This window comes from Streptomyces sp. NPDC002537 (assembly GCF_053594975.1).
Map to the genome: position 1 here is coordinate 60,190 of NZ_JBSFWT010000024.1, position 24,737 is coordinate 84,926.

The following is a 24,737-nucleotide window of genomic DNA, read 5'->3' on the forward strand; positions in this document are numbered from 1 at the left end:
TCGAGTAACCCGGTTCATATGCAGGTTACGAGGACGCGGCGGTGCGCAGCTCATCGGCGAGAGCGGGCGCGCCGACGGTGGCGAGCGCCCATAGTGCGCTGATCTCGCGGGCGGACTTCCAGATGCCATCGGGCGCGGCAGGCGCACGGAAGGGGACCACGGTGATGCCCTGGGCCGCGAATGGCCCGGTGTCGAGGTATCGCAGTCCGCCCGTGCCGCACAGGTAGGCGCTGCTGCCCGTTGTGGTGGCGAGGTCGGCGAGGCGCTGTGACCGCCCCTCGCGAGCCGGCAGGCCGCTGCTGCGCAGCACTTCTCCACGCCGGCCGAGTGCGGCGAGGAGGGCGAGCGCGGAGGCCTCCGCGATGTCGGCCGTGCGGTTCGTGGTCCGGAAGCGGTCGAGGACGGGCTCGAGGGTCGCCTGTACCGCTTGCCAGTGCCGACTGCGCCCGTAGTACTGCCGCACGAGCTGCGCGACTCTGCGCCGGCACCGTTCCGGCTCGGCGAGCAGGGCCTCGAGGACCAGCGTCGGACGGCCGTGGGGGAGATGCGTCGCCAGCGTCAGCCACTGCCGGTCGTCAGGATCGCTCAGGCTCGCCAGCCGGGCGCGGTGCTGGTAATCCCGCCGCGCGAACTGCACGTCGTCGAGGATGATCCACCGGTCGGCCGCATACAGCTTGGCCAGGGTGGACAGCCGCGGGAACAGATTCGGCTGATGGATCGTGCACACCGCGCCCGGTGGCTCGCGCGGTGCGTCAGGGCCGGATGAGGCGGCTGTCGAAACCGCCGTGCAGGAGGCGCTCGTAAGCGTCATGGACATCCCCCGGGACTTCCTGCTCCAGGGCGAACCCGAGCTTCGGGTACTCGATCACCCGTTGCAGGTCGCCGACGAGCATGTCTACGACGAGCTTCTCGTCGCCGATGGACTTGATGTAGTCGTCGAACTCGAGTGGTTCGGAAGCGCAGATGACCTCGACCTCGGGCCACAGCTTGCGGCATGTGGCGTAGGAACGGCGTTCCATGTACGGCTTGGAGATCAGGAGCAGTGAGGAGACCTCGACTCCTGCAGCGCGTAGCACCTCGCGCGAGAGCGTGATGTTCTGCCCGGTGTTGCCGGCTTCGGTCTCGAGGAGGATCGCGTCGTCCGGCACGCCCAGGTCGAGCGCGTGCTCGCGGTAGTGGACCGCCTCGCCGCGCGGGAAGCGGGCCGCGGTGGTCGGGCTGTTGCCGCCGCTGAACACGACCACGGGGAAGAGTCCGGTGTTGTACAGCTCGGACGCGACCGTTGCCACGCCGAGGTCGTGGCTGCCGAGGCCGATCGCTGCCGAGCAGGGGCGCGGTTCGTGGTGCATTCGGTGGTACTGCCAGATCAGGTCGGCGTCGTTCCACTGTGCGTCGGTGATCGTGCGCTGTCCGCGGTCCGGCACGGGTTCTCCCTGGTTCATCGTTGCTGGCCACTTACCTCGACGGGCGGCCGACGGGCCGTCGTACGACCGCCGGATGCCCTCGATGCTGCGTAGTTGGTGGCTCAGGCCGTACTGCGTGGCCACCTGTGCCGCGTGATCGAGGACGGACAGTCCATCATTCCGGGTTGCCGGGTCGGACAGAAGGATGTGCCCGTGCGCGGTGTCCAGCCGCACGCGCTGCATGGGGGAGTCGACCGTGCCGCTCTGCCGAGCGATGCCGATGCAGCGGAGTGCCTGTGCGAGGTCCCCGGCGCCGCGGTGGGCCAGGGCGAGTTTCTGGTGAGCCACCGACCAGTCCTCGGGCTCGCCGAGGTCCTCGAATTCTCGGATGGCGGTCGTCATGACGCGGGTGGCGTAACCGTTGTCGCCCTCCTCGCTGAGCGCCGTGCCGACCCATAAACGGGCCCGTGCCCGGTCGCGGCGGCTCAGGCGCTCGTCATCGGCGAGCTGCTCGTACCGGCGCGCGGATGTCCCGAGCCGGCCGGACATCTCGTCGACGACCGCGAGCGACAGTTCGATCTGTGCGGTGCGGCGCGGGATGTCGAGCTCGGTGAAGAGGCGGTGAGCATCGGTGTACGACTGGCGAGCGGACAGCGGCCCGAGGATCGTCCCCTGATCGCGTTGCAGGTCGCCGAGCAGCACGAGTGAACGGCCGTAGAGGTACAGGCCCTTGCCGTCGAGGCCGTGCGGATCATAAGGGGCGAGCCACCGGTTCAAGAGGCTCGATGCGAACGAGAAGTTCTGACGATTCAGACAGACGATGGCGCGGTCGATGTCCTCGGTCCATGTCTCGTGGTCCGCGCGTGCACGGGTGCGCTGAGCGGCCCCGGAGACCAGCGTCCCGAAGCGGGCGTGCGCGGCTGCGTCGGCGCGTGCGAGCGCGGTGTCGAGGATGGCCTGAGTGTCCGGCCGCGGCTGTGTGGCCTCGCCGAGCTTCTCCCACTTGGCCACCGTGCGCAGTGCGACGCCCAGATGATCGGCGAACGCGCGTGCGCTCATCCGCAGCGCGGAGCGCAGGGCTCTCGCTTCTCGGCCGGTCCACTGCTGCACGATGACCACTGGCTACCTCCCTCTGTCACGTATCGAAGCACGCTGAGTGATGGCGATGCGCAGGAAGTACAACGGAAGTACAACAGTCGGTCATTTCCAGGCCGCCTGGCTGCCGCGATGCTCTGGCCATGGAACTCATCACGGAGCGCCGAAGGGTCAACGGTCCATACGTCTATGGCTACTTGCGTCGTACGGCGAGCGGTGCGGCTAGGCACACGGCCCTCGCCGACTCGCTCGCCGAGTACTGCCGACAGCACGAGCTGACGCTGTGCGGCCTCTTCACCGAGCGCGGGGCGACCGCCGAGGTGAACTCGCCGACCTTTGCCGGGCTCCTCGACGTTCTCGCTCTGCCGGACGCATACGGTGTGATCCTGCCCGCGCGCAGCCACCTCGGCCCGCAGCGCATCGCCGCGGAGCGCGAGCGGCGGATAGACGCGCTGAGCACGCGACTGATCGTGATCCGGGCCGCTGCGCCGAGGCACAGCCACGAGCACCCCGTCGAGGCGGGCCCGAGCGTGCGGCAGAGAGACGGCGCGTGATGTCCGTACGTGCCCTCGCGCGACTCCGAGCGACCGAGGAGTGCCTCGGCCTGTGCTGCACGACCGGCTCCGCTACGCCGTCCCGACCGGTGGCCGTGACACACGGCGCGGCTGCGCCGGGCCCTCGAGGAGCCGCGCGAGGACGATCCCGCACAGTCCGAGACCGCCGTACCGAAGGAGACACCGCCGTGGAAACCCTTGAACGCGCCCGCCTCGATGCCTACTTCGGGCGGATCGCCTCGCGCTTCGCGCCTGCCGAGCGCCCTGCCGCGTTCCTGATCACGCACCTGCTGCCGGAGCGCCCGGCGTTCGTGCGGGGCGTAGCGGGCGTGACCGAACTGCGCGCGGTGCTGCCGAAGCCGAAGTCCGTGCATGCCGACGCGCTGCGCCAGGTCGAGAGCGACGGGCACGCGTGCGACAAGCTGTCGCGGGAACTGTTCGCCGACCCCGACCGTGCCGTCCGGTACCTCGACACACGCGCCGCCGGGCGCCCGGTCGTCCTGCTCGACGTGGGCGGGTACTTCGCCCCGTCGCTCGAGGCGCTGTGCGACCGCTTCTCCGGGCAGATCCTCGGCGTGGTCGAGGACACCGAGAACGGGCACCGCCGCTACGCCGATCTCGGCGAGCTGCCCTGTCCTGTCGTCTCGGTGGCACGCTCGCCGCTGAAAGCCCCCGAGGACTTCCTTGTAGGGCAGTCGGTCGTGTTCTCGACCGAGGCGCTCATGCGCAGCCGGGGTGACATTCTGCACGGCCGTGCTGCGCTCGTGATCGGGTTCGGCAAGCTCGGATCGAGCATCGCCCGTCTGCTGCATGCCAAGGGCGTACGGGTCACGGTGTACGACATCGACCCTGTGCGTCGCACGCAGGCGCTTTCGCAGGGCTTCACGGTGGCCCGCGATCGCGAGGCAGAACTCGGCGATGCCGGGCTCGTGCTGTGCGCGACGGGGGCGCTCTCGTTGCGTGGCGAGGACTTTCCCCGACTGCGCAACGGTGCGTACGTGGCCACCGTGACCAGCGGCGAGGACGAGCTCGAGCTCTCGGACCTGCCGGATGTGTATGAGCGTGCCCACCTATGCGAGCACGTCACCCGCTACCTGACCACAGGCCACTACTTCTACCTGCTCAACGGGGGCAACGCCGTCAACTTCCTGCACGGCGCCGGCGTGGGGCCGTTCATCTTCCTCGTACAGGCCGAGATACTCGCCGCCTCTGCTGCGCTCGCTCGCGGCGGGCTCGACCCCGGAATGCACGAGATCGGCCCGGCCGACCGTGCCGTCATCGCCGCCACATGGCTCGACCACTTCAACCGGTGAGGAGACACCTGGTGCCCGTCACGCCTGACCACATCCGCGAAACTCTCGACGACTATCTCGACGCTCATCCCGACGAGAAAGGGAGGCTCGCCTCCATCCCCGAACTTCTCGACGCCGAGGCCGACCTCGCAAGCCGGAAGGAGTTCCGCGGCCACGTCACCGCGGGGGCGATCCTCGCCGATCCCGCAGGCCGCGTACTTCACATCAAACACCTCGCCCTTGGCCGCTGGCTCCTGCCCGGCGGACACCTCGAGGCCGATGACACCAGCCTCCTGGCCGCCGCGCAGCGTGAGCTGACAGAGGAGACAGGCATCACGGCCCGGGTCGTTGTCCCGGCCGGACACCGCCCCGTACACATCGACGCCCATCGCATCCCCGCCAATCCCGCCAAGGACGAACCCGATCACCGGCATTTCGACTTCCGGTTCCTGTTCCACACCTCGGCCGACGTCGTCGAGCTGCAAACCGAAGAGGTCACGGCCGCGGCCTGGCGCTACGCCGACACGATCGAGGACGAGACCCTGCGCAGTCGCGTCCTCGAGGCGTTGCGCTGAAGGGCTCGGAGGTGTCCGCCGCGGTTCCGGCCCGGGGCGGCTCCATATGATCGACAAATGACGGTTCCGCTCCGCCGAAGGCTCATGTCCCCTGCCATTGTTCTCCTGTTCGCCACTGTCGGCTGTTCGTCCCACGAGAACACCGCGTCCGCCGAACCGGCCCCCGCACCCTCCGGGAAGCAGGCCGACCATTGCCGTGCCCTGCACAAGGAATTGCCCGCGACCGTGAACGGGATGAAGCGGCGGGTCGGGAATCCGGAATTCGTCGCCTCTTGGGGGAAGAGTCCGGCGATCACGCTGCGCTGCGGGGTGCCGAAGCCGCTGATCCTGATGACCAGGCCCGCTTCAGCCACCGTCGAGATCGATGATGTCGAGTGGATGCCCGAGCAACAGCCGGACGGGAGCGTTCGCGTCACGACCTCGAAGCGCGAGGCATGGGTGGAGGTGACCATTCCGAAGGAGTACGCAGGGGGTGCGGGCGATGGCTTCGGGATGCTCGACGTCCTGTCGGACGCGGTCGGGAAGGCCATTCCCTATGGCATGATCTGACGCCCCCCGAGGAGAGAGATCCGCCCGTGTCCAGCGCTGCCGTCATAAGACGTTCCCTTGTCCTTTCCGCCCTGTTGGTCTCCGTTGCCGCTTGTGGAGGCGGTTCGGGTGATTCCGGTGGAAAGCCGCTCGCGGCGGCGGAGTTGACCGACGCGTTGCCCGACGGGTCCGACTTCCCCGGATTCACCGCCGTGCGGCAGAAGGATCCGCTGCTGGAAGCGAAGGACGTCGTCAAGACCGGCACGGCCGCGTGCAGGCCGATAGCCGACATCATGAGCGTGCGCCCCGAGCATCCCCGTACGGCGATGGTGTGGGCGACGCTGCAGGCGGAGGACGCGCCGCCCGAGGCGGACGTCAGCAGCGTGACGCTCAGCAGCTACGCCGACGGCGGGGCGAAGGCGTGGCTGGGCGAGTTGAGGGACGCGCTCAAGAAGTGCGACGGGTTCACGGCCTCGTCCGAGCTCGGCTGGACCAACAAGTTCACGGTCTCGCCGCTGCACGGGGTGAAGGCGGGGGACGAATCCGTCGCGTACGTGCTGACCAATACCAGCGTCCGCGGGGCGAAGGGGAATGTCCTCACCGTCGTCCGCACCGGAAGCAGCCTCGCCACCTATCTCGTCCCGCGGGGCGACGACGAGGCCGCCCCGATGGCGGAGGACGTGGTCGGCAAGCAGGACAAGAAGCTGCGCGCTGCCGCCAAGAGCTGATCGCCGAGGGCTGATCGTCAAGGGCTGATCGTCAGGGGCCAGGGCTGACCGAAAGACGATCAACCATCCGGCCGTTCCTCGCCCGGAACCGGCCGGGTGGGGATGCTTGACCGCATGTCGAAGCTCCGTGCCGGGGATTACGAGCAGATGCTGGACCTCGTCGTCGCCGTTCTCGAAAGCAGCGATCCGGAAGCGCTCTGGCCGCTGGTCCTCAAGCACCTCCGCGAGGCGTTCTTCTCCGACACGGTGACATACGCGTGGATGCGGGCCGGGGAGCGGACCGGGCACGTCGAAGGATGGGCGCCCGAGTGGATCGGAGAGGTGATCGAGGACATCGTCGACCGGCGCATCCGGCAGCGGTACCCGCTGGTCTCCTACATCGCCGCCGATCAGTACGAGCCGGTCGTCGTCAGCGAACTCTGCCCCGACTGGCGCCGCACCGAGTGGTACGACGAGATACGCGGCCTCTGCGGTTCCACCCAGCAGCTCGGCCTGCCGGTGCCCGGCGAACCCGGCAGCCTGCGTGCCGTCGTCATCGGGCGCGACGGCGACTTCGGTCCGCACGGCCTCGCCTTCGCGAGGCGCGTCCAGCCCCTGATCATCGCCGCGGACCGGCACATAGAGGAACTGCGCCGCCTGCGGGCCGCGGTGCCGGGTCCCGTACCGGCGCGGGACGACCACGGGCTCACCGTGCGCGAACGGACCGTCCTCGGGCTGCTGGCCGAAGGGCTCACCGCCGAGGCCATCGGCCGACGCCTGGTCATCTCCACGCACACCGTCAACCGCCACCTGGAGAAGATCTACCGCAAGCTCGGCACGAACAACCGGGTCTCCACGGTGTCGCTGGCCAGACGCTCGGGGCTCGTCGCCGGCTAGGAAGCCCGGGTGGGAAGCCGGGTAGGAAGTTCTGCCTATGGCACCCCCGCGCCGCCGCGGCGATGCTCGGAACACACAGGCACGGGCGCCGACGTCGGTCGCGGGGGTATCGACGTCGGCGCACCGGCCGGTTGATCCGTGCCCGGGGGCCCGGAGGTCCGGAGGCCCTGAGGTCAGCCGCAGACCCGGCCGTTCCCGTCCGGCCGCAGGTTCAGCGGATCGTCCCGCCCGTTGACCCGCAGATCCCGGTAACCGTGCTCTTTCAGCCACGTGCAGCGGGCCTGAGCCGTCGGCGCCACCGTCCTCGGGAACACCGTCGGCACGCATACGTCCGCCGCCCCGTAGTGCCGGTCGCAGCCGGACAGCTGGGGGTCGACCCGCACGGACGCGCGCTTCGGACCGGGCTGTCGCACGGCCTCGTGCGGCATGGCCGCCGCGAAGGGGTGGACCATCGGGGCGGCCATGGCGTCCGGCCCGCCCAGGTGCACCCAGGAGGCCACCGACGGGACCCCGGCGGCGTCCACCGCGAACAGCATGTACCAGCCCGGCGGCGCCAGGTTCGGATTGCTGGTGACGTTGAGGTCGATCGTCCTGCCGTCCGCGCCCACCGACATGGGCAGGTCCACGAACCGCTGGTTGGGGTCGGACGAGTGCGTGACGGCCGCCGGACGGATCAACTCCGCCTTGACCACCGGCCGGTCCACCGTGATCCGCTGCGTGCTCGCGTACTGCCACCGGTCCGCCGCCACCGAAGTGATCTGCGGACGCGCCCCCTTGTAGAGGTACGGCGGGGTGTAGATCGATACATGGTGATCGAACGTGCCGTTGCCCGGGTTGTCCCCGACGGCCATCACCCGCCCGTCCGGCAGCAGGAACGCCGACGAGTGGTACGTCCGCGGGATCGGGTCCGTCGCCATCCCCGGCCGGAAGGAGTCGCCCGCCGGATCGAACATCGACGCCTCGTACACCGGGTCCGCCCGGTCGTGCAGACCGCCGCCCGTCTCCAGCACCTTGCCGTCCGGCATCAGCACCGCCGAGACGTACATCTTGCCCTGGCCGCCCGTCTCCGGCTTCGGCCCCTGGCCCTGGTCGACCGTGCCCTGCGGGAGCAGCGGGCCGGGCCTGTACGCCGGGCTGGGCCGCTTGAGGTCGATGAGGTCGGTGAGACGGCCCGCCTCCGGATTGGAGTTGACGTTGCCGCCGCCCATCGTCAGCACCCGCTGGTCCTGCGCGGGCGGCAGCAGGACGCTCGCCGACTGGTCGCGGTGGTCCTTGTCCTGCAGCCCCGGCACATCGGTGACCGTGTTCGCGCCGTAGTCGTAGACGGACGCGCCGCCACCGGGCGTGCCGTTCCCGAAGACATGGCTGCCGGAGTAGAACAGCCGCCCGTCCTGCATCAGGATCATGGACGGGTAGAGGCCCCAGTACGACCACGTCTGGTTGACCTGGTTCGCCGGGAGCCACTTCTGCTGCGCCTGGCTGAACCGCTCGGCGGTCACGCTGCCCGAGGAGTCCTCGCGCAGCCCGCCGAAGGTGATCACGTCGCCGTTGCCGAGGAGCGTGGCGGACGGGTACCAGTGACCGTCGTTCATGTCGTTCACCCGCGTGTACGACTCGGTCGCCGGGTCGAAGACGTAACTGTCCTTGAAGCCCTCGTAGCCGTGGCTGCCGTCCGCCGCCGGATACGCCTTGTTGCCGCTCATGATGAGCACCCGGCCGTCGGACAACTGGACGTGGCCGCCGCAGAACATGTCGACCGGGGTCGGGATCGTCTTCATGCCGCCGGTCCTCGGGTCGTACACGGCCGACGTGAACGTACCGGCCTTGAACAGGTCCGGATCGTTGCCGGAACCCGCGACCAGCAGCACCTTGCCGTTGTGGAGGACGACCGAGTGCATGCTGCGCACCGGGTTCTCGAACGGCATCACCGCCCAACTGCCCTTGGCGCACGCGTCACCGGCCGTACAGACGTCGCCCGCGGCGGGCTGGGTGGCGTCCTCCATCACGTAGTCGTCGGTGGTGACCGCGCCCGTGCCGTAGACCGAGACGCCCCAGGTGATCTGATCCGTGTCGGGCGGCACGACGGGCGTACGGACCCGGGTACGTGTGTAACCCGCGCTGACCGGCAGCGTCTTGAGGTCGGTCCAGTACTGCCAGCCGCTCTTCACATCGTGCCGGAAGACGGTGACGGACGTGTCGGGGGTTGTGCTCTTGTACCAGAGCGACAGGTCGTACTGGTGGGACGGCGTGACGTCCGGGGCGCACGACGTGTCCTCCAGCATCAGCGCCTTGCGGTCGCCGCTGACGCGGTGGCCGACGGCGACGGACAGGGCCTTGCCGCCGCTGTGCGCGTCGCCGGTGAGGGTGTAGGTGACGTCGTTGTCCCCCCAGCCGGCTTTTTCCCAGCAGGTGGGGGTGCCGTCTGTTCTGACCGATTCGAAGCCGGGGTTGACTATGAGGTTGGAGCCGGCTCGGGCCGATCCCGGGGCGGTGAGGGTGAGGCCGGCGGCCGCGAGGAGGAGGGCGGCTGCGGCCGCGATCCGCCTGCGGGCGGGGCTGCGCCCCGGCCCCTTGTCCGGGTGCGGCCCGGTGGTCGGGTTGCGCCCACCCGTTCCGCCCTGCGGAACGCCTGCCCACAACCTTTCGGGGTGCGTGAATTCAGCCCGTCCGGAGTTTGAGGACGCGCCCGGAGGGCGCTCCCGCCGCAGGCGGGGTAGCAGCGGCATTACGTGGGCCTTTCTCCGCGGTGGCGGCCGCGGCGGTGGTAGACGAGGGCCTCCGTGGCCGCGTAGCGCAGCGCGAAGGTGAGGAGGAGGGCGATCGCCGTGGCCGGCACGGCGCCCAGCTGGAAGGCGTTCACCAAGAGGGCGATCAGCGGAATCCGCAGCAGCAGATCCGCGTTGGCGAGCAGCGCGAACCGCGTCACCCGGTCCACCCAGTGCCGATGGCGGCGGTCGCGGAACAGCAGCACCTCGATGAGCAGGAAGTTCCACAGCACGCCGAACTGGTTCGCGACGGTCTCCGCCGCCAGATAGTGCAGCCCGGCCGCGGTCAGCAGCCACAGCCCCACGAGGTTCGGCAGGATGCCGGTGAGCCCGATCAGGCCGAAGCCGGCCATGCGCCGCCACGGCACGGCCTTGAGCGGGCCCGTACGCGGCGGCGCGCTCGTCACCGGTTCCGCGCCCGTGCCGGACAGCGTCATCGGGCGGTCTCCTTCACCCGGTCGACCCGGCGGATCTCGATGCGGTCCGCGCCGCGGCCGAACACGGCGACGGGCGCGGAGTGTTCCAGCGCGGCCTTGACCACCGGCAGGTCGACGGCGTCCCGGCGGACGGTGGGGGAGGCGACGACGTAGTCCACGTCCCGCCACCCGTGGGGCATCGTCTTCGCGACGGCCGGGTCGAGGTCGGCCTTGTAGAACCAGATGGCGCCGGTGCGCGGCGCGTACCCGTGGTGCACGAGGTCGAGCCAGATCGCGTCGTCGGCGAGGACGCGGGTGCGGCCGGGTTCCGGCACCTCGTCCCGGTTCCGCAGCCAGGAAGTCGCCGCGCGGTACGGGGCGTTGAGGTCCTTCGTCACGGCGGAGCGCGTGCCGTCGTACCAGCGTGGCCCCAGGTACGCGCCCGCCGCTGCGGCGAGCAGCACGACCGCGGTCCAGCGTGCCGGGTACCAGCGCCTGCGGAAGCCGGGGCGCGTCCGCAGCAGTGCCACCGCGAGCCCCGACGCCACCCCGGCCAGGCACAGTGCGAGGAACGGCAGCACCTGGATGATGTACATCGCCGGGAGGTAGCCCGAGGGCCGCAGCGCGACCGCGGTGAGGACCAGCACGGCCACCGCGGGACCGGCGAGCGCGCGGGCCGTGACCGAGCGCCGTACGCAGCACAGCAGCAGGGCCGCGGTCAGCAGTCCGCCGACGGGCAGCACCCGGTCGTAGTACAGCCAGGAGCTCAGCACCTGATGGGCGGGCGAGTGGCGGGCGAACAGGAAGCCCGAACCGGCCCGGCTCATCTGGTACTTGACGCCGTCCGCGAGGGACACATGATCGGGACCGGGGAACAGCTCGTGGTTGAGCAGCGCGAACAGCGGATACGACAGACCCGTCAGCAGACAGGCCATCACCGCGCCCGTCACCGCGAACTTCCGTGTGGCGCGGTGGCTGTGCCGCCACATCGTCAGCAGCAGCGCCGGGAGCACGATCAGGATCGTCTCCTTCGACAGCACGGCGACGGCCGCGGCCAGCCCGGCCCCGAAGTGGTGCCACAGGTGCCGCCGGGGCGAGGCCGCCAGGCAGAACGCCAGCAGCATCCACATCACGGCGATGTTGTCGAGGAAGATCTCCCGTTGCAGCACGACGGACAGCGGCGACAGCCCGAAGAGGGCCATGGCCAGCCCCGCCGCCCAGTGCTGCAGCCCGAGCCGCCGCCCCAGTACGTACACCAGCACCGCGCTCACCGCCGTCACCGGCAGCATCGCGCAGCGCATCGGGGCGACCGACAGCGCGTCCGGCGAGACGAGCGAGGGGAACCAGGTGAGAGCCGCGATCTGGAGCCAGCCCAGCGGCGGATGGTCGTACCAGTACGTGTAGTGGGCGAGGCCCTTGCCCTGCTGGACGGCCCACGCCTGGGCGAGGTAGGTGCCCTCGTCGTCGCTGAGGTTGGGGTAACCGGAGATGTTCCAGCCCTGCACGCACACGATCGCGGCCAGCAGCAGCCCGCACAGCACCAGGTCGGGCGGGGAGTCGCGGAGCCGCAGCACCGGTCTGACGGCCCGGGGCGGGCCGGGGCGCCGGACCGTTCCGGCAGGCCGCAGCGCGGTCGTGGGCAGGCCGGACACCACCGGCGTCACTAGGGGTGTCACGAGGTGACGTCCTCTCGGGTGAGATGCGCGCCGATGTGCTGGGTCAGCTCCCATTCGTTGCGGCCCCGCTGTTCCCGCCAGACCGCGCGGATCGCGGCCCCGGCCAGGAGGAGCTGGTAACAGGGGCCGCCGGCGATCAGCTTGGCGTAGTGCCGCAGGCGTACGTGGAGCCCGTACTGCACTCCGAAGTCGTGCAGCCCGACGATCTCGAAGACGAAGGTGACGAAGGCCGTGACGGCGGGCAGGAAGGTCACCACGGCGATATAGACCGGGACATGCAGGAAGAGCGTCACCAGGATGTTCAGCGGGATGACGACGCCGGTGAACGCCTGCATGAACGGCGTCATCAGGGTGTAGCGGGCGAGCATCCGCTGCCCGACGGTGGGCAGCCGGCACCAGTCCCGTTTGCGGTAGACCTGCAGGAAACCCTGGTTCCAGCGGGTGCGCTGCTTCAGCAGGCTCATCAGGGTGTCGGGCGTCTCCTCGCGGGTGACCATCTCGGAGTCGTACGCGACGACGACACGCTTGCCCCGGCTCGACAGCCGCACCCCCAAATCGCAGTCCTCGGCGAGGCACTCCGGATCCCAGCCGCGGGCCTCGCGCAGCACGTCCGTACGGACGAAGACGGTGTTGCCGCCCAGTGGGATGAACCCCTTCTGCGCATGCAGGTGCAGGCGGCTGCGGAACCAGAAGAAGTACTCCAGGCAGTTGCGCAGGCTGTACCAGCTGGAATGGAAGTTGATCAGCTGGACGCCGCCCTGCACCACGTCCGCGCCCGTGCTGCGGAAGGCGTGGTCGACATGCGCGAGCAGCTCCGGGTGCACCTGGTCCTCGGCGTCGAAGACCCCGACGACCTGCCCCAGGCAGTGCGGGAGTGCCGTGTTGAGGGCCTTCGGCTTGTTCTTCTTCACATGCGTGTCGACGACCACCCGCACCCGGTCCGGCGCGGCGGCCGCGGCGCGTTCGGCGACCGCCGCGGTCTCCGGGTCGTCATGGCCGACGATCACCAGGATCTCGAAGCGGGAGTGCGCCGACTCCAGCAGGCGCTTGACGGTGTGTTCGAGCACGGCCTGCTCGTGCCGGGCCGGCACCAACAGCGAGAAGGTCAGGGCGCTTTCACCGGTCGGCTGCTCGAAGCGGGTCGAAGCGAGCGTCTCGGGCGTGCGCCAGGCGTGCATCTGCCACCACAGCGTGAAGGCGGCCATCCAGAACAGCGCCAGGGAAACGGCGCAGACGAACGCGGACGTGAGCAAAGAAGTCCCCCCTAGGACCCACTACCGAAGAACTGCCCCCTCGCGCGACTCCCCAGTACGCGTGAGCCTCCCCTTCGCAGGAGAGGGTACGGGCGTCGGGTGAAACCCAGGTACGGAACTGATAAATCATGTGTTACCGAACTTATGGGCGACGCAAGGGATTTGACGGACCAACAGCTTCCGGGTGCCACTTCCGCCGGACGCCCGCGAATGGGAAGCTCCCTCTATGGGTGCTTTGAGGCGCATACGGGGCCGACGGGTGCTGTACGCGGTGGGGGTGGCCGCGCTCGTGGGCCCGGCGCTGGTGGCCGTCGGCGGCTGCCAGCCGTCCGGCGACGGCCTCGACTCGATCACCGCCGCCGTCACCACCGGCAAGCGGGCCACCGACCGGCTGAAGGACCAGGGCTACTACGTGCGCTGGCTCACCTGCAGCGGCAAGGAGGAGGGCGGCGGCACCACGGACAAGGGCTCACCGCGCCCCGTCACGGCCGTCGGTGTCGACTGCGAGGGCCGCACCGGGGGCGGCCAGAAGATCATCGTCTTCGGACGGGTCACGGGGATCGACGGCGACGGCTCGTGCGTGCGGGGGAGGCTGACCGGGAAGGTGGACGGGAAGACGGTGTTCGCGGTGACGGTGCTCGGTGACTGCGCGTCGGCGCATCCGTCGGGGTCGCCGTTCCCGACCCCGACCCCTACCCCGACCTGGTCACCGCCTCCGCCGGACCGCTCCCCGTCCCCGAGCTGCACGCCGTCGTCTCACGGCAAGTAGGGGGTTTGTTCCCCAGCCCCGCCCCTTCCCGAAACCGGGGGAGACCCCCGGACCCCCAACCACGCTTCGCGCGGTGTCCTCAAACGCCGGACGGGCTGATTTCGCTGGCGTAACCCGTAGCCTGCGGGCCGCAGGTCAAAGAACCACGGTCTGCACATCCAGCCCGTCCGGCGATTGAGGACGCGGCCGCAGGCCGCTCCCGCCGCTGGGGGCACCTCCTGGGGGTCCCCCCGGACGGAGTCTGGGGGAGGTAGCTGGGGGAGGCAACGGCGGGACGGTGCGCCACCCCGCACCCCCCGCCCCCGGCCAGGGACCCGGCCCGGCAATAATCTGTGGCCATGTCCGAGTCCCCGCTCATCACGAGCCTGCGCGCCGCGGTAGCCGCCGCCCCCGACGACGTGCCCCTGCGCCTGCACCTCGCCCAGCTCCTCCTCGACGCGGGACACAGCCAGGACGCCATCACCCAGGTGGCGGCCGCATTGCAGCGCGACCCCGGCAACACCGAGGCGCAAGCGCTCATAGCCCGCGCCGTCGCGCCCCCCGTCGCGCCCCCGGCCGCCGCCGACCCCGAGCCGCCGCGCGCGACGGCCTCGTACGACTGGAAGCGCGCCGAGAACGAGCTGTCCGAGGTCATCCCGCCCCGCTTCGTCGAGTCGCAGCCGGAGTCGCAGGGAGAGCAGGAAGCGCACCCGCCGCTGGCCGTCGACGGCGATGACGGCGACGACGGCTCGTCCCTCTGGGACGTCGAGGCCGGCAGTGTCAAACTCGCCGATGTCGGCGGCATGTACGAGGTCAAGGAGCGGCTGGAGGCCGCCTTTCTCGCCCCCATGCGCAACCCCGAGCTGCGCAAGCTGTACGGCAAGAGCCTGCGCGGCGGACTGCTGATGTACGGCCCGCCCGGCTGCGGCAAGACGTACATCGCCCGCGCCGTCGCCGGAGAGCTCGGCGCCCGCTTCATGGCGGTCACCATCAGCGACGTCCTCGACATGTGGATCGGCAACTCCGAGCGCAACCTGCGCCAGCTCTTCGAGACCGCCCGCCGCAACGCGCCGTGCGTGCTCTTCCTCGACGAGATCGACGCGCTCGGCGCCAAGCGCAGCCAGGTCCGCAACACCGGTATGCGCACCACCGTCAACCAGCTCCTCACCGAGCTCGACGGCGTCAACGGCAGCGCCAACGAAGGCGTCTTCGTGCTCGCCGCCACCAACCACCCGTGGGACGTCGACACGGCCCTGCGCCGTCCGGGCCGCCTCGACCGGATGCTGCTGGTCCTGCCGCCCGACCAGCCGGCCCGCGAGGGCATCCTGCACCACCACCTCAAGGACCGGCCCGTCGCCAACATCGACCTGGCCAAGCTGGCCAAGCGGACCGACGGGTTCTCCGGCGCGGACCTCCAGCACCTCTGCGAGTCCGCGGCGGAGCGCGCGCTGCTGGACTCCATCCGGACCGGCAAGGCCCGCATGATCGAGATGTCCGACCTGCTGGGCGCGCTCGACCAGGTGCGGCCGTCCACCGGACCGTGGTTCGCCTCCGCCCGCAACGTGGCGCAGTTCGCGAACGAGGGCGGCGCCTACGACGAACTGCTCGCGTACCTGAAGCGGAAGAAGATGCTTTGAGCACCACCACCCCCGGCGCCGTGGCCCGTGCCATGGCCCTCATCGAGGTCGGCCGCTACGAGCAGGCCGGGAAGACGCTGAGCGAGCACCTGGCGCTGGAGCCGGACGACTCCCGGGCCTGGGAGCGGCTGGCCGTCTGCCGCTTCGAGGCCCGGGACTACCACGGCGCGCGGCAGGCCGCCGAGCAGTCCCTGCGGGTGAACCCGGACGAGGCGGACGCCCACCTGCGACGGAGCGAGGCCTTCCGGGCCAACGGCATGCCGTACGACGCCGTGGACGCCGCCCGCGAGGGCGTACGGCTGCTCCCGCAGGAGCCCATCCCGCGGGTGGTGCTGGCGAAGGCGCTGCGGACGCTGCCGGGCGGCGAGGGGCTCGGCGAGGCGTATGCGACGGCCCTGGAGGCCATCCGGTTGAGCCCGGAGCTGACCACCGCCCACTTCACGCTCTACCTCGTGGCGTACGACATGGGCCGCAAGGACATCTGCGAGCAGGCCATGCGGCACGTGCTCACCTTCGACCCCGGCAACGGCGACGCCCGCAACAACCTCGCGGCCCTCGCGGCCGAACAGCCCCACGCCGACCTCTACGAGGCCCTCGGCGACGTCTCCGCGGCCCTCGCCGCCGACCCCAACTCCTGGCACGCCCACCACAACCTGCAGATCATCACCGGCAAGCTGATGCGCCGCGCCTGCTGGCCCGCCCTCGCGTGCTTCGTCATCGCCATCTTCACGATGATCGCGACCGACACCTCCGAGCCCGGCCGCAACCTGCCCCCGGCCATCCCCCTCCCCGCCCGGCTCGCCGCGATCGCGGCGATGGCCGTGCTGTGGACCGGCTGCCTCCTCTGGGTCCGGCACCGCATCCCGGCCCGCGTCCGCGGCTATGTGACACAACTGCCCCGCCGCAGCGCCGCCCTCCGCGCGATCGCCCTCGGCGCCGCCTGGTGCACCCTCTTCTCGATCCTGAACCTGACGGTCCGCCTGGACCCGCAATGGCTGTTCGGCGTCTTCAACATCACCGCCCTGGGCGGCCTGGCGGCCTGCATGACCTTCGCGACCAGGACGAAGCGCTGGAAAGTGCCCGGGTAATATCCGCCGGGTAGCGATCAATTATCAGCCGACGAGCACTGAGGAGCCACCGGTGGCGGGAGAACCGCAGGCCGATTGCCTGTTCTGCAAGATTGCCGCGGGGAAGGTGCCGGCGACCGTCGTCCGTGAGACGGAGACGACCGTGGCCTTCCAGGACATCAACCCCCAGGCGCCCACGCACGTCCTGGTGATCCCCAAGGTCCACTACCCCGACGCCGGTTCGCTGGCCGCCGCGGAGCCGCAGGTCGCCGCGGACATACTGGGCGCGGCGGAAGAGGTCGCCAAGCTGTCCGGGATCGCGGAGAGCGGCTTCCGGATCGTCTTCAACACGGGCGCGGGCGCCGGGCAGACCGTGTTCCACGCGCACGCCCACGTCCTGGGCGGCCGGTCCCTCAACTGGCCTCCCGGCTAGATCGGAGAGCCCCTTGTCCGTACGTGAACTCGTCGTCCTCGGCACCGCCAGCCAGGTGCCCACCCGGCACCGCAACCACAACGGCTATGTGCTGCGCTGGGACGGCGAGGGCCTGCTCTTCGACCCCGGTGAGGGGACGCAGCGGCAGATGCTGCGGGCGGGGGTGGCCGCGCACGACCTCGACCGGATCTGCGTCACCCACTTCCACGGTGACCACTCGCTCGGTCTGGCCGGGGTCGTCCAGCGCATCAACCTCGACCGGGTGCCGCACCCGGTCACCGCGCACTATCCGAGGAGCGGGCAGCGCTTCTTCGACCGGCTGCGGTACGCCACGGCGTACCGCGAGACCGTGAAACTGGTCGAGGCGCCGGTCTCGGGCGAGGGCGCGGTGCTCGCCGAGACCCCCGCGTACGTCCTGGAGGCGCGCAGGCTCTCGCACCCCGTCGAGTCGTACGGCTACCGCCTGACCGAACCCGACGGCCGCCGCATGCTGCCCGGACTCCTGGCCGGGCACGGCATCACCGGGCCCGCCGTGGGCCGCCTCCAGCGGGACGGCGAGCTCGACGGGGTCACCCTCGACGACGTGAGCGAGGTGCGGCGCGGGCAGCGGTTCGCGTTCGTGATGGACACACGGCTGTGCGACGGGGTGTACGCGCTCGCCGAGGGGTGCGACATGCTCGTCATCGAGTCCACGTTCCTGGACGAGGACGAGTCACTGGCCGTCGAACACGGTCATCTGACGGCGGGTCAGGCCGCGTCCGCCGCCGCGGAGGCGGGGGTGCGGCATCTGGTGCTGACGCATTTTTCGCAGCGGTACGACGATCCCGAGGTCTTCGAGCGGCAGGCCCGGGATGCGGGCTTCGAGGGGGAACTGACGGTGGCGCGGGACCTTATGCGCGTGCCGGTGCCGCGTCGGCGGTGAGTTCTTCCCCAGCCCCGCCCCTTCCCGAAACCGGGGCTGCGCCCCGGACCCCGCAACGCGGCTGCTGGGGGCACCCCCGGACGGAGTCCGGGGGACGCTCCTGCCCGCAGGCGGTGAACCGGCCTGCGGGCGGAGCCCTTACGGCAGGAAGTACATCGGGTTCGGGAGCTTGTACGTGTGGGTGGCGTAGCCGCCCTCGAGGTCGCTGTACTGGTCGCCGAAGTTGCCGACGATCCGGTAGCCCTGCGACTCGATGTGCTTGCGCGTGCCGGACTTGTACTGGACCGTCGTGCAGGAGGCGCCGCACGAGAGGTACGCCGGGGGCGTCTTCTTGTTCTTCAGGAAGAAGTGCGCCGGGTCGGCGGCCGGCTTGTAGCCCGCGTTCTTGAGGTTGCGGACGCTCCAGTCGCGCTGGTGCTCGTCGCGCCCGGTGACGTAGAAGACCGTGATGCCCTTGGACTGCGCCCAGTTGACGAGCTGCGGCATGCCGAAGACCGGGGCCATGTCCGTGGACTTCAGGTACGCGTCCTGGGACTCCGGCGTGAAGTGGAAGCCCTGCTGGAGCTCGTAGTTGTAGGTCAGCAGGGTGGTGTCGTCGACGTCCAGGACGATTGCGGGCTTCGCGCCCTTCTTGCCGGACGTGTTCTTGACGGCGTGCTCCAGCTGGCCCTTGGCCTTCTTCTGGATGTCCGCGAGCTGCTTGGCGTAGTTGCTGTCCGGCGACGCGTAGTGCTGCCCCGCCTTGTCCACGGTGTCGCCGTAGTACGCCTTGATCTTGTCCTCGACCTTGGAAAGGTTCGGGATCTCCTTGTCCGTGCGCGGAGCGGAGTGGTCGGCGCTGGCCGCGCCCGCCGCGTAGAGGCCGGTGCCGAGGGCGACCGCCGCGGTGACCGCCGCGATACGGACGCGCTTGCGCTGGAACGAGAGGGAGGGCTGCACGGAGACTCCAAGGTGAACATGGTGGGTGCAGCGCGAAACTATGAGGTTTGGCGGGTTCTGGTCAAGGGTATGGGGGTGTGTTTTCCGCCCGTCTGCCTGCCCGTCCACCCGCTCGTCTACGCGCGAAGAATCACGTTCCGGACCACCGGACCCCGGTGGAGGGGCCCGATGTCCGTCAGACCGCCGTGGGTTCCTGCCGTCGGGCGGGGGAGGTCCAGCCGTCCGAACCGGTGCCGGGCGCCGCGTGGTCGAGGATGCGGGCCGCCGCCACGGGGGAGTCGACCAGGGGGTGCAGGGCCAGGGCGCGGAGCGCGGAGCGGCGGTCCTTGCGCACGGCCGCGTCGATCGCGGCCCGTTCCACGGCCTTGAGCTGGAGCATCAGCCCGAGCTGGTGCTCGCTGACGGGGGCGCACGGCAGCGGTCTCGCGCCGTCGGCGCCCACCTCGCACACCGTCTCGATGATGGCCTCGGGGTCCAGCGCCGGGACGGTCGTGCCATTGGGGACGTTGAGGATCAGCCGGGTGCGCTCGTCCCTGGCCACGGCCCGCATCAGGGCGAGTGCCACCTGGTCGTAGCCGCCGCCCTCCAGGTCGCAGGAGTCGCGCTGCCAGCCGCCGCTCGCGGCCCGGCTCTCCGCCATGTAGGTCTGCTCGCGGTGCAGCCGGGTCCGCTCCCACAGCGGGTACGCCCGCTCGGGCGACTTGGCGGCCTCGTCGAAGAATCCGCCCTGCTGCTGGTCGAGGAACTCCCCGCGGGTCTCGACGGCTTCGAGCACCGAACGCAGCGTCTCGCGGCGGAAGTAGTAGTAGTGCAGGTACTCGTTGGGCAGCACGCCCAGGGCCCGGAGCAGTTCGGATCCGAAGAGTTTGCCCTCCTCGAAGGAGCCGAGGTCCTCCTCGTTCGCCAGGAGTTCGGGCAGCAGATCCTTGCCGTTCAGCTTCAACGACCGCAGCCAGCCCAGATGGTTGAGCCCCACATAGTCGAACGTCACCCGGTCGGGGTCGGCCCCCGCGGCCCGCGCCGCGCGCCGCACCAGCCCCACGGGTGAATCACAGATCCCGATGACGCGTTCGCCCAGCACCTCCGCCATCGCCTGCGTCACCATCCCCGCGGGATTGGTGAAGTTGATGACCCAGGCATCGGGGGCGACCGCCGCGACCCGCTCGGCGATACGCAGCGCCACGGGGATCGTCCGCAGTCCGTACAGCACACCGCCCGCGCCGACGGTCTCCTGCCCCAGCACGCCCTCGTTGAGGGCGATCCGTTCGTCCCGCACCCGTCCGGCCGTACCGCCGACCCGGATCGCCGAGAACACGAAGTCCGTGCCGCGCAGGGCGTCGTCGAGGTCGCGGGCGATCCGCACCACCGGCGCGTCCGGCACCTCCGCGGCCTGCGCCGCCAGCACGGACGCGATCACCCGCAGACGCATGGAGTCCGTGTCGTAGAGCACGAGTTCGGTACAGCGGCCGGGAGTGCCGCGCCGCGCGTCGTCCAACAGGGCCCGGTGCACCAAGGGCACCCGGAAACCGCCACCGCCGAGAATCGTCAGCCTCATGGAACGGAACGTATCGCAGCATCGGGCAGACTGTCCGGACCCGCACCCCGTGAGAGGAGCAGCGCGAGCATGACGATCATTTCGCCTCATGCGGCACCGCAGTCGGCCTTCCCCCGCGAGCGCTCACAGGAGGGCGGTGAGGGACCCGGCCGCTTCGCCGGCGCGGCGGCCGCCCCCTGTCTCGACCCCCTCGCGGAGGTGCGCGCCGCGGGCGACCCGGAGACCGATGTCTACCTCACCGGGACGGTCTTCCTCGACATCATCTTCACCGGCCTGGACTCCGCGCCGGTCCGGGGCACCGAGTCCTGGGCCCGTGGCATGGGGTCCAGCCCCGGCGGCATCGCCAACATGGCCACCGCGCTCGCCCGGCTGGGACTGCGCACCTCGCTGGCCGCCGCCTTCGGCGACGACATGTACGGCGAGTACTGCTGGGAGGCGCTCTCCCGGGGCGAGGGCATCGACCTGGCGCTGTCGCGCACGGTCCCCGGCTGGCACTCGCCGGTCACCGTGTCCATGGCCTACGAGGGCGAGCGGACGATGATCTCCCACGGGCACGAGGCCCCGCCGCCGGAGGGGCCCGCCCCCGAGTGCCCGCCCCCGGCGAGGGCCGCCGTCGCCCTGCTGGTGCCCGGGAAGCAGGAGGAGTGGATCGCGAGCGCCGCCCGCCGCGGCAGCCGGGTCTTCGCCGACGTCGGCTGGGACGAGACGGGCCGCTGGGACCCGGCCGACCTCGCCGATCTGGAGCACTGCGAGGCGTTCCTGCCCAACGCCGAGGAGGCCATGCGCTACACCCGGACCGACTGCCCGCGCGCCGCCGCCCGCGCGCTCGCCGAGAAGGTGCCGGTCGCCGTCGTCACCATGGGCGAGAAGGGCGCGTTCGCGGTCGACAGCGGCACGGGCGAGAGCGCCGAGGTGCCCGCGATCGCCGTCGAGGCGCTCGACCCCACCGGCGCGGGCGACGTCTTCGTCGCGGGCTTCGTCACCGGCACCCTGGCCGGCTGGCCGCTCGCCGACCGGCTGGCCTTCGCGGGCCTGACCGCCGCCCTGTCCGTACAGGAATTCGGGGGGTCACTGTCCGCGCCCGGCTGGGCGGAGATCGCCACCTGGTGGAAGCACGTGCGGTCCTACGACGACCTGCCGCCGGTCGCCCTGCGCCGCTACGCCTTCCTCGACGGCCTGCTGCCCGCCGCCGCCCGCCCCTGGCCGCTCCGCCGGGCGGTGCCCACGCTGGGCTTCCGCCAGCCGTAAAACCTCTCTGACCTGTCGGACCACCGACGTACCCTGAAGACACAGCAGACGGACCAGACGGACCAGACAGACCCAGACGGACACGGAAAGAGGGATGAGCAGGCCCCAGAGCCGGCCCATGACTCAGACACCCACACAGCCGCAGGCCACAGCCCGGTTCACCGTCCCGGCCAAGCACCCCATGGTGACGGTCCTGGGCTCCGGGGACTCGCTCCTGCGCGTGATCGAGAAAGCCTTCCCCGGTACCGACATACATGTCCGGGGCAATGAGGTCAGCGCCAGCGGGGACCCCCGGGAAGTCGCCCTCGTGCAGCGCCTGTTCGACGAGATGATGCTGGTGCTCCGTACGGGCGCGCCGATGACGGAGGACGCGGTGGAACGGTCGATCGCCATGCTTCGGGACGAGGAAGGCGCGGAGGAGACCCCCGCCGAGGTCCTCACCCAGAACATCCTCTCCAGCCGCGGCCGCACCATCCGCCCCAAGACGCTCAACCAGAAGCGCTATGTCGACGCCATCGACAAGCACACGGTCGTCTTCGGCATCGGCCCCGCGGGCACCGGGAAGACCTACCTGGCCATGGCCAAGGCCGTCCAGGCACTCCAGTCCAAGCAGGTCAACCGGATCATCCTGACCCGGCCGGCCGTCGAGGCGGGCGAGCGGCTCGGCTTCCTGCCCGGCACGCTCTACGAGAAGATCGACCCCTATCTGCGGCCGCTCTACGACGCCCTGCACGACATGCTCGACCCCGACTCGATCCCGCGCCTGATGGCCGCGGGGACGATCGAGGTGGCGCCGCTCGCATATATGCGTGGAAGGACGTTGAACGACGCCTTCATCATTCTCGACGAGGCCCAGAACACGAGCCCCGAGCAGATGAAGATGTTCCTCACCCGGCTGGGCTTCGACTCGAAGATCGTCATCACCGGTGACATCACCCAGGTCGACCTCCCGGGCGGCACCAAGAGCGGCCTGCGTCAGGTCCAGGAGATCCTGGAAGGCGTGGAGGACGTCCACTTCTCCCGGCTCACCAGCAACGACGTGGTCCGGCACAAGCTTGTCGGCCGTATTGTCGACGCGTACGAGCAGTACGACAGCCGCAACGGAAAGTAAGTCACGCAATCCCATGGCAATCGACGTCAACAACGAATCCGGCACCGACATCGACGAGCAGGCGGTCCTCGATGTCGCCCGCTACGCCCTCGCCCGGATGCGCATCCACCCGCTCTCCGAACTCTCGGTCATCGTTGTCGACGCCGAGGCCATGGAGCAGCTCCACATCCAGTGGATGGACCTCCCCGGGCCCACCGACGTGATGTCCTTCCCGATGGACGAGCTGCGGCCGCCCGCCAAGGACGACGACGAGCCGCCGCAGGGGCTGCTCGGTGACATCGTGCTCTGCCCCGAGGTCGCGAAGAAGCAGGGCGAGGAGGCGCCGACCGGGCACTCCATGGACGAGGAGCTCCAGTTGCTCACCGTCCACGGCGTCCTCCACCTCCTGGGTTACGACCACGAGGAGCCCGAGGAGAAGGCGGAGATGTTCGGGCTCCAGGCGGCGATCGTCGACGGCTGGCGCGCCGAGCGCGGCATCGAGGGGCCGTCCCCGGCTCCGACGTTCACGTGACCGGGCGGCTGATCGCGGTCGCGGTCCTGCTGCTCGTCATCGCCTGGCTGGCCGCCTGCGCCGAGGCGGGCCTCGCCCGGACCACCCGGTTCCGGGCGGAGGAGGCCGTCCGGTCGGGGAAGCGCGGCAGCGCCCGGCTGATGGCCGTCGCCGCCGACCCGACCCGCTATCTGAACGTGGCGCTGCTGGTGCGCGTCGCCTGCGAGATGGCGGCGGGCGTCCTCGTCACCTACGTCTGCCTGCGGGAGTTCGCGGCCACCTGGCAGGCGCTGACCGTCGCCATCGCGGTGATGGTGCTCGTCAGCTATGTGGCCGTCGGGGTCTCCCCGCGCACCATCGGCCGCCAGCACCCGCTGGGCACCGCGACGGCCGCCGCGTATGTGCTGCTGCCGCTCGCCCGGATCATGGGCCCGGTGCCCCAGCTGCTGATCCTCCTCGGCAACGCCCTCACCCCCGGCAAGGGCTTCCGCAAGGGGCCCTTCGCCTCGGAGGCGGAGCTGCGGGCGATGGTCGACCTGGCGGAGAAGGAGTCGCTGATCGAGGACGAGGAGCGCCGCATGGTGCACTCCGTTTTCGAACTCGGCGACACGCTCGTCCGCGAGGTGATGGTGCCGCGCACCGACCTGGTGGTCATCGAGCGCGGCAAGACGATCCGTCAGGCGCTCACCCTGGCCCTGCGCTCCGGGTTCTCCCGGATACCGGTGACCGGTGAGAGCGAGGACGACATCGTCGGCGTCGTCTACCTCAAGGACCTCGCCCGCAAGACCCACATCAGCCGGGACGCCGAGTCCGAGCTGGTGTCGACGGCGATGCGGCCCGCCGTGTTCGTCCCCGACACCAAGAATGCGGGCGACCTGCTGCGCGAGATGCAGCAGCAGCGCAACCACTGCGCCGTCGTCATCGACGAGTACGGCGGCACGGCGGGCATCGTCACGATCGAGGACATCCTGGAGGAGATCGTCGGCGAGATCACCGACGAGTACGACCGGGAGCTCCCGCCCGTCGAGGAACTCGGCGACGGCCGCTACCGCGTCACCGCCCGGCTCGACATCGGCGACCTCGGCGAGCTCTACGGCCTGGAGCTGGACGACGAGGACGTGGAGACCGTCGGCGGGCTCCTGGCCAAGGCTCTGGGGCGCGTGCCCATCGCCGGCGCGATGGCCGAAGTGGGGCTGGCGGAGTACGGCCTCGCCGACGCCGGCGGTATGCGGGCTCTGCGGCTGACCGCCGAGGCGGCGGCGGGACGGCGCAACCGCATCGTGACGGTACTGGTCGAACCGGTGCGCTCGCCGCTGGGCGAGGACTGATCCGGGGCTCCGCCCCGGACCCCGAAGCACGCTTCGCGCGCTGTCCTCAAACGCCGGACGGGCTGGATGTGCCGGCTACGGCCCGCACAACTCAGCCC

The 24,737-nt window shown here is 70.4% G+C and carries 22 protein-coding genes and 2 pseudogenes; 15 read left to right on the plus strand and 9 right to left on the minus strand.

Annotated elements, in window-relative coordinates; translation table 11 throughout:
* Positions 1–25 precede the first annotated feature (25 nt).
* The 3 genes and pseudogenes from ACWD4A_RS14075 to ACWD4A_RS14085 all read right to left on the minus strand — a co-directional run.
* Complete coding sequence (locus ACWD4A_RS14075; protein ID WP_451193467.1) at positions 26–727, minus strand: WbqC family protein; 702 nt, start codon at positions 725–727, stop codon at positions 26–28.
* A 25-nt stretch (positions 728–752) separates the two neighbouring features.
* A complete protein-coding gene (locus ACWD4A_RS14080; protein WP_451193533.1) occupies positions 753–1,442 on the minus strand; it encodes a YdcF family protein in 690 nt (229 codons plus the stop codon).
* A gap of 18 nt (positions 1,443–1,460) precedes the next feature.
* Positions 1,461–2,522, minus strand: a pseudogene (locus tag ACWD4A_RS14085) (helix-turn-helix domain-containing protein); the annotation flags it as partial.
* A 119-nt stretch (positions 2,523–2,641) separates the two neighbouring features.
* Between ACWD4A_RS14085 and ACWD4A_RS14090 the strand changes: the two are divergent.
* From ACWD4A_RS14090 to ACWD4A_RS14115, 6 genes are all read left to right on the plus strand, one after another.
* Positions 2,642–3,052 (plus strand): hypothetical protein, encoded by a 411-nt coding sequence (locus ACWD4A_RS14090; RefSeq protein WP_451193469.1) that lies wholly within the window; start codon positions 2,642–2,644, stop codon positions 3,050–3,052.
* Between the two features lie 188 nt (positions 3,053–3,240).
* The gene (locus ACWD4A_RS14095) at positions 3,241–4,365 is read left to right on the plus strand and encodes an adenosylhomocysteinase (protein ID WP_451193472.1); all 1,125 of its coding nucleotides are present in this window, start codon (positions 3,241–3,243) and stop codon (positions 4,363–4,365) included.
* A gap of 11 nt (positions 4,366–4,376) precedes the next feature.
* Entirely contained in the window at positions 4,377–4,919 is a 543-nt protein-coding gene (locus ACWD4A_RS14100) for an NUDIX hydrolase (RefSeq protein ID WP_451193475.1), read from the plus strand.
* Between the two features lie 57 nt (positions 4,920–4,976).
* The gene (locus ACWD4A_RS14105) at positions 4,977–5,468 is read left to right on the plus strand and encodes a DUF3515 domain-containing protein (protein ID WP_451193478.1); all 492 of its coding nucleotides are present in this window, start codon (positions 4,977–4,979) and stop codon (positions 5,466–5,468) included.
* A gap of 143 nt (positions 5,469–5,611) precedes the next feature.
* The gene (locus tag ACWD4A_RS14110) at positions 5,612–6,175 is read left to right on the plus strand and encodes a hypothetical protein (protein ID WP_451193482.1); all 564 of its coding nucleotides are present in this window, start codon (positions 5,612–5,614) and stop codon (positions 6,173–6,175) included.
* 114 nt (positions 6,176–6,289) lie between these two features.
* Positions 6,290–7,051: a LuxR C-terminal-related transcriptional regulator gene (locus ACWD4A_RS14115; RefSeq protein WP_451193484.1), complete on the plus strand. Its 762-nt coding sequence runs from the start codon at positions 6,290–6,292 to the stop codon at positions 7,049–7,051.
* Positions 7,052–7,224: 173 nt separating this feature from the next.
* Here ACWD4A_RS14115 and ACWD4A_RS14120 read toward each other — a convergent pair whose 3' ends face one another.
* The 4 genes and pseudogenes from ACWD4A_RS14120 to ACWD4A_RS14135 all read right to left on the minus strand — a co-directional run bounded on the left by ACWD4A_RS14120 (position 7,225) and on the right by ACWD4A_RS14135 (position 13,161).
* A complete protein-coding gene (locus ACWD4A_RS14120; RefSeq protein WP_451193535.1) occupies positions 7,225–9,591 on the minus strand; it encodes a galactose oxidase-like domain-containing protein in 2,367 nt (788 codons plus the stop codon).
* Positions 9,592–9,776: 185 nt separating this feature from the next.
* Positions 9,777–10,187, minus strand: a pseudogene (locus ACWD4A_RS14125) (GtrA family protein); the annotation flags it as partial.
* A gap of 62 nt (positions 10,188–10,249) precedes the next feature.
* A complete protein-coding gene (locus ACWD4A_RS14130) occupies positions 10,250–11,887 on the minus strand; it encodes an ArnT family glycosyltransferase (RefSeq protein ID WP_451193536.1) in 1,638 nt (545 codons plus the stop codon).
* A gap of 17 nt (positions 11,888–11,904) precedes the next feature.
* Entirely contained in the window at positions 11,905–13,161 is a 1,257-nt protein-coding gene (locus tag ACWD4A_RS14135) for a glycosyltransferase (protein ID WP_451193487.1), read from the minus strand.
* Between the two features lie 226 nt (positions 13,162–13,387).
* On the opposite strand from ACWD4A_RS14135, the gene ACWD4A_RS14140 reads away from it, so the two are divergent.
* The 5 genes from ACWD4A_RS14140 (at position 13,388) to ACWD4A_RS14160 (ending at position 17,968) form a co-directional block, all read left to right on the plus strand.
* Positions 13,388–13,930, plus strand: coding sequence for a hypothetical protein (locus tag ACWD4A_RS14140; protein ID WP_451193490.1), 543 nt, complete (start codon positions 13,388–13,390; stop codon positions 13,928–13,930).
* Positions 13,931–14,268: 338 nt separating this feature from the next.
* On the plus strand, positions 14,269–15,546 hold the full coding sequence (locus tag ACWD4A_RS14145) for an ATP-binding protein (RefSeq protein WP_451193493.1): 1,278 nt from the start codon (positions 14,269–14,271) through the stop codon (positions 15,544–15,546).
* On the plus strand, positions 15,543–16,634 hold the full coding sequence (locus ACWD4A_RS14150; protein ID WP_451193496.1) for a tetratricopeptide repeat protein: 1,092 nt from the start codon (positions 15,543–15,545) through the stop codon (positions 16,632–16,634). Before ACWD4A_RS14145 ends, ACWD4A_RS14150 begins: the two co-directional genes overlap by 4 nt.
* A 52-nt stretch (positions 16,635–16,686) precedes the next feature.
* Positions 16,687–17,046, plus strand: coding sequence for a histidine triad nucleotide-binding protein (locus ACWD4A_RS14155; RefSeq protein ID WP_451193499.1), 360 nt, complete (start codon positions 16,687–16,689; stop codon positions 17,044–17,046).
* A gap of 13 nt (positions 17,047–17,059) precedes the next feature.
* The gene (locus tag ACWD4A_RS14160) at positions 17,060–17,968 is read left to right on the plus strand and encodes a ribonuclease Z (protein ID WP_451193502.1); all 909 of its coding nucleotides are present in this window, start codon (positions 17,060–17,062) and stop codon (positions 17,966–17,968) included.
* A gap of 138 nt (positions 17,969–18,106) precedes the next feature.
* Here the strand turns inward: ACWD4A_RS14160 and ACWD4A_RS14165 are convergent, their stop codons facing one another.
* Together ACWD4A_RS14165 and ACWD4A_RS14170 are read right to left on the minus strand one after the other, a co-directional pair.
* Positions 18,107–18,907: an HAD family acid phosphatase gene (locus ACWD4A_RS14165; RefSeq protein WP_451193505.1), complete on the minus strand. Its 801-nt coding sequence runs from the start codon at positions 18,905–18,907 to the stop codon at positions 18,107–18,109.
* Positions 18,908–19,082: 175 nt separating this feature from the next.
* On the minus strand, positions 19,083–20,462 hold the full coding sequence (locus ACWD4A_RS14170) for a 6-phospho-beta-glucosidase (protein WP_451193508.1): 1,380 nt from the start codon (positions 20,460–20,462) through the stop codon (positions 19,083–19,085).
* A 69-nt stretch (positions 20,463–20,531) separates the two neighbouring features.
* Between ACWD4A_RS14170 and ACWD4A_RS14175 the strand changes: the two genes are divergently transcribed.
* The 4 genes from ACWD4A_RS14175 (at position 20,532) to ACWD4A_RS14190 (ending at position 24,639) form a co-directional block, all read left to right on the plus strand.
* A complete protein-coding gene (locus ACWD4A_RS14175) occupies positions 20,532–21,710 on the plus strand; it encodes a carbohydrate kinase family protein (protein ID WP_451193510.1) in 1,179 nt (392 codons plus the stop codon).
* 118 nt (positions 21,711–21,828) lie between these two features.
* Positions 21,829–22,821, plus strand: coding sequence for a PhoH family protein (locus tag ACWD4A_RS14180; protein ID WP_451193513.1), 993 nt, complete (start codon positions 21,829–21,831; stop codon positions 22,819–22,821).
* Between the two features lie 13 nt (positions 22,822–22,834).
* Positions 22,835–23,332: an rRNA maturation RNase YbeY gene (gene ybeY / locus ACWD4A_RS14185; protein ID WP_451193516.1), complete on the plus strand. Its 498-nt coding sequence runs from the start codon at positions 22,835–22,837 to the stop codon at positions 23,330–23,332.
* Positions 23,329–24,639, plus strand: coding sequence for a hemolysin family protein (locus ACWD4A_RS14190; RefSeq protein ID WP_451193519.1), 1,311 nt, complete (start codon positions 23,329–23,331; stop codon positions 24,637–24,639). The genes ybeY and ACWD4A_RS14190 overlap by 4 nt, the downstream gene beginning before the upstream one ends.
* The last annotated feature ends 98 nt before the right edge of the window (positions 24,640–24,737 follow it).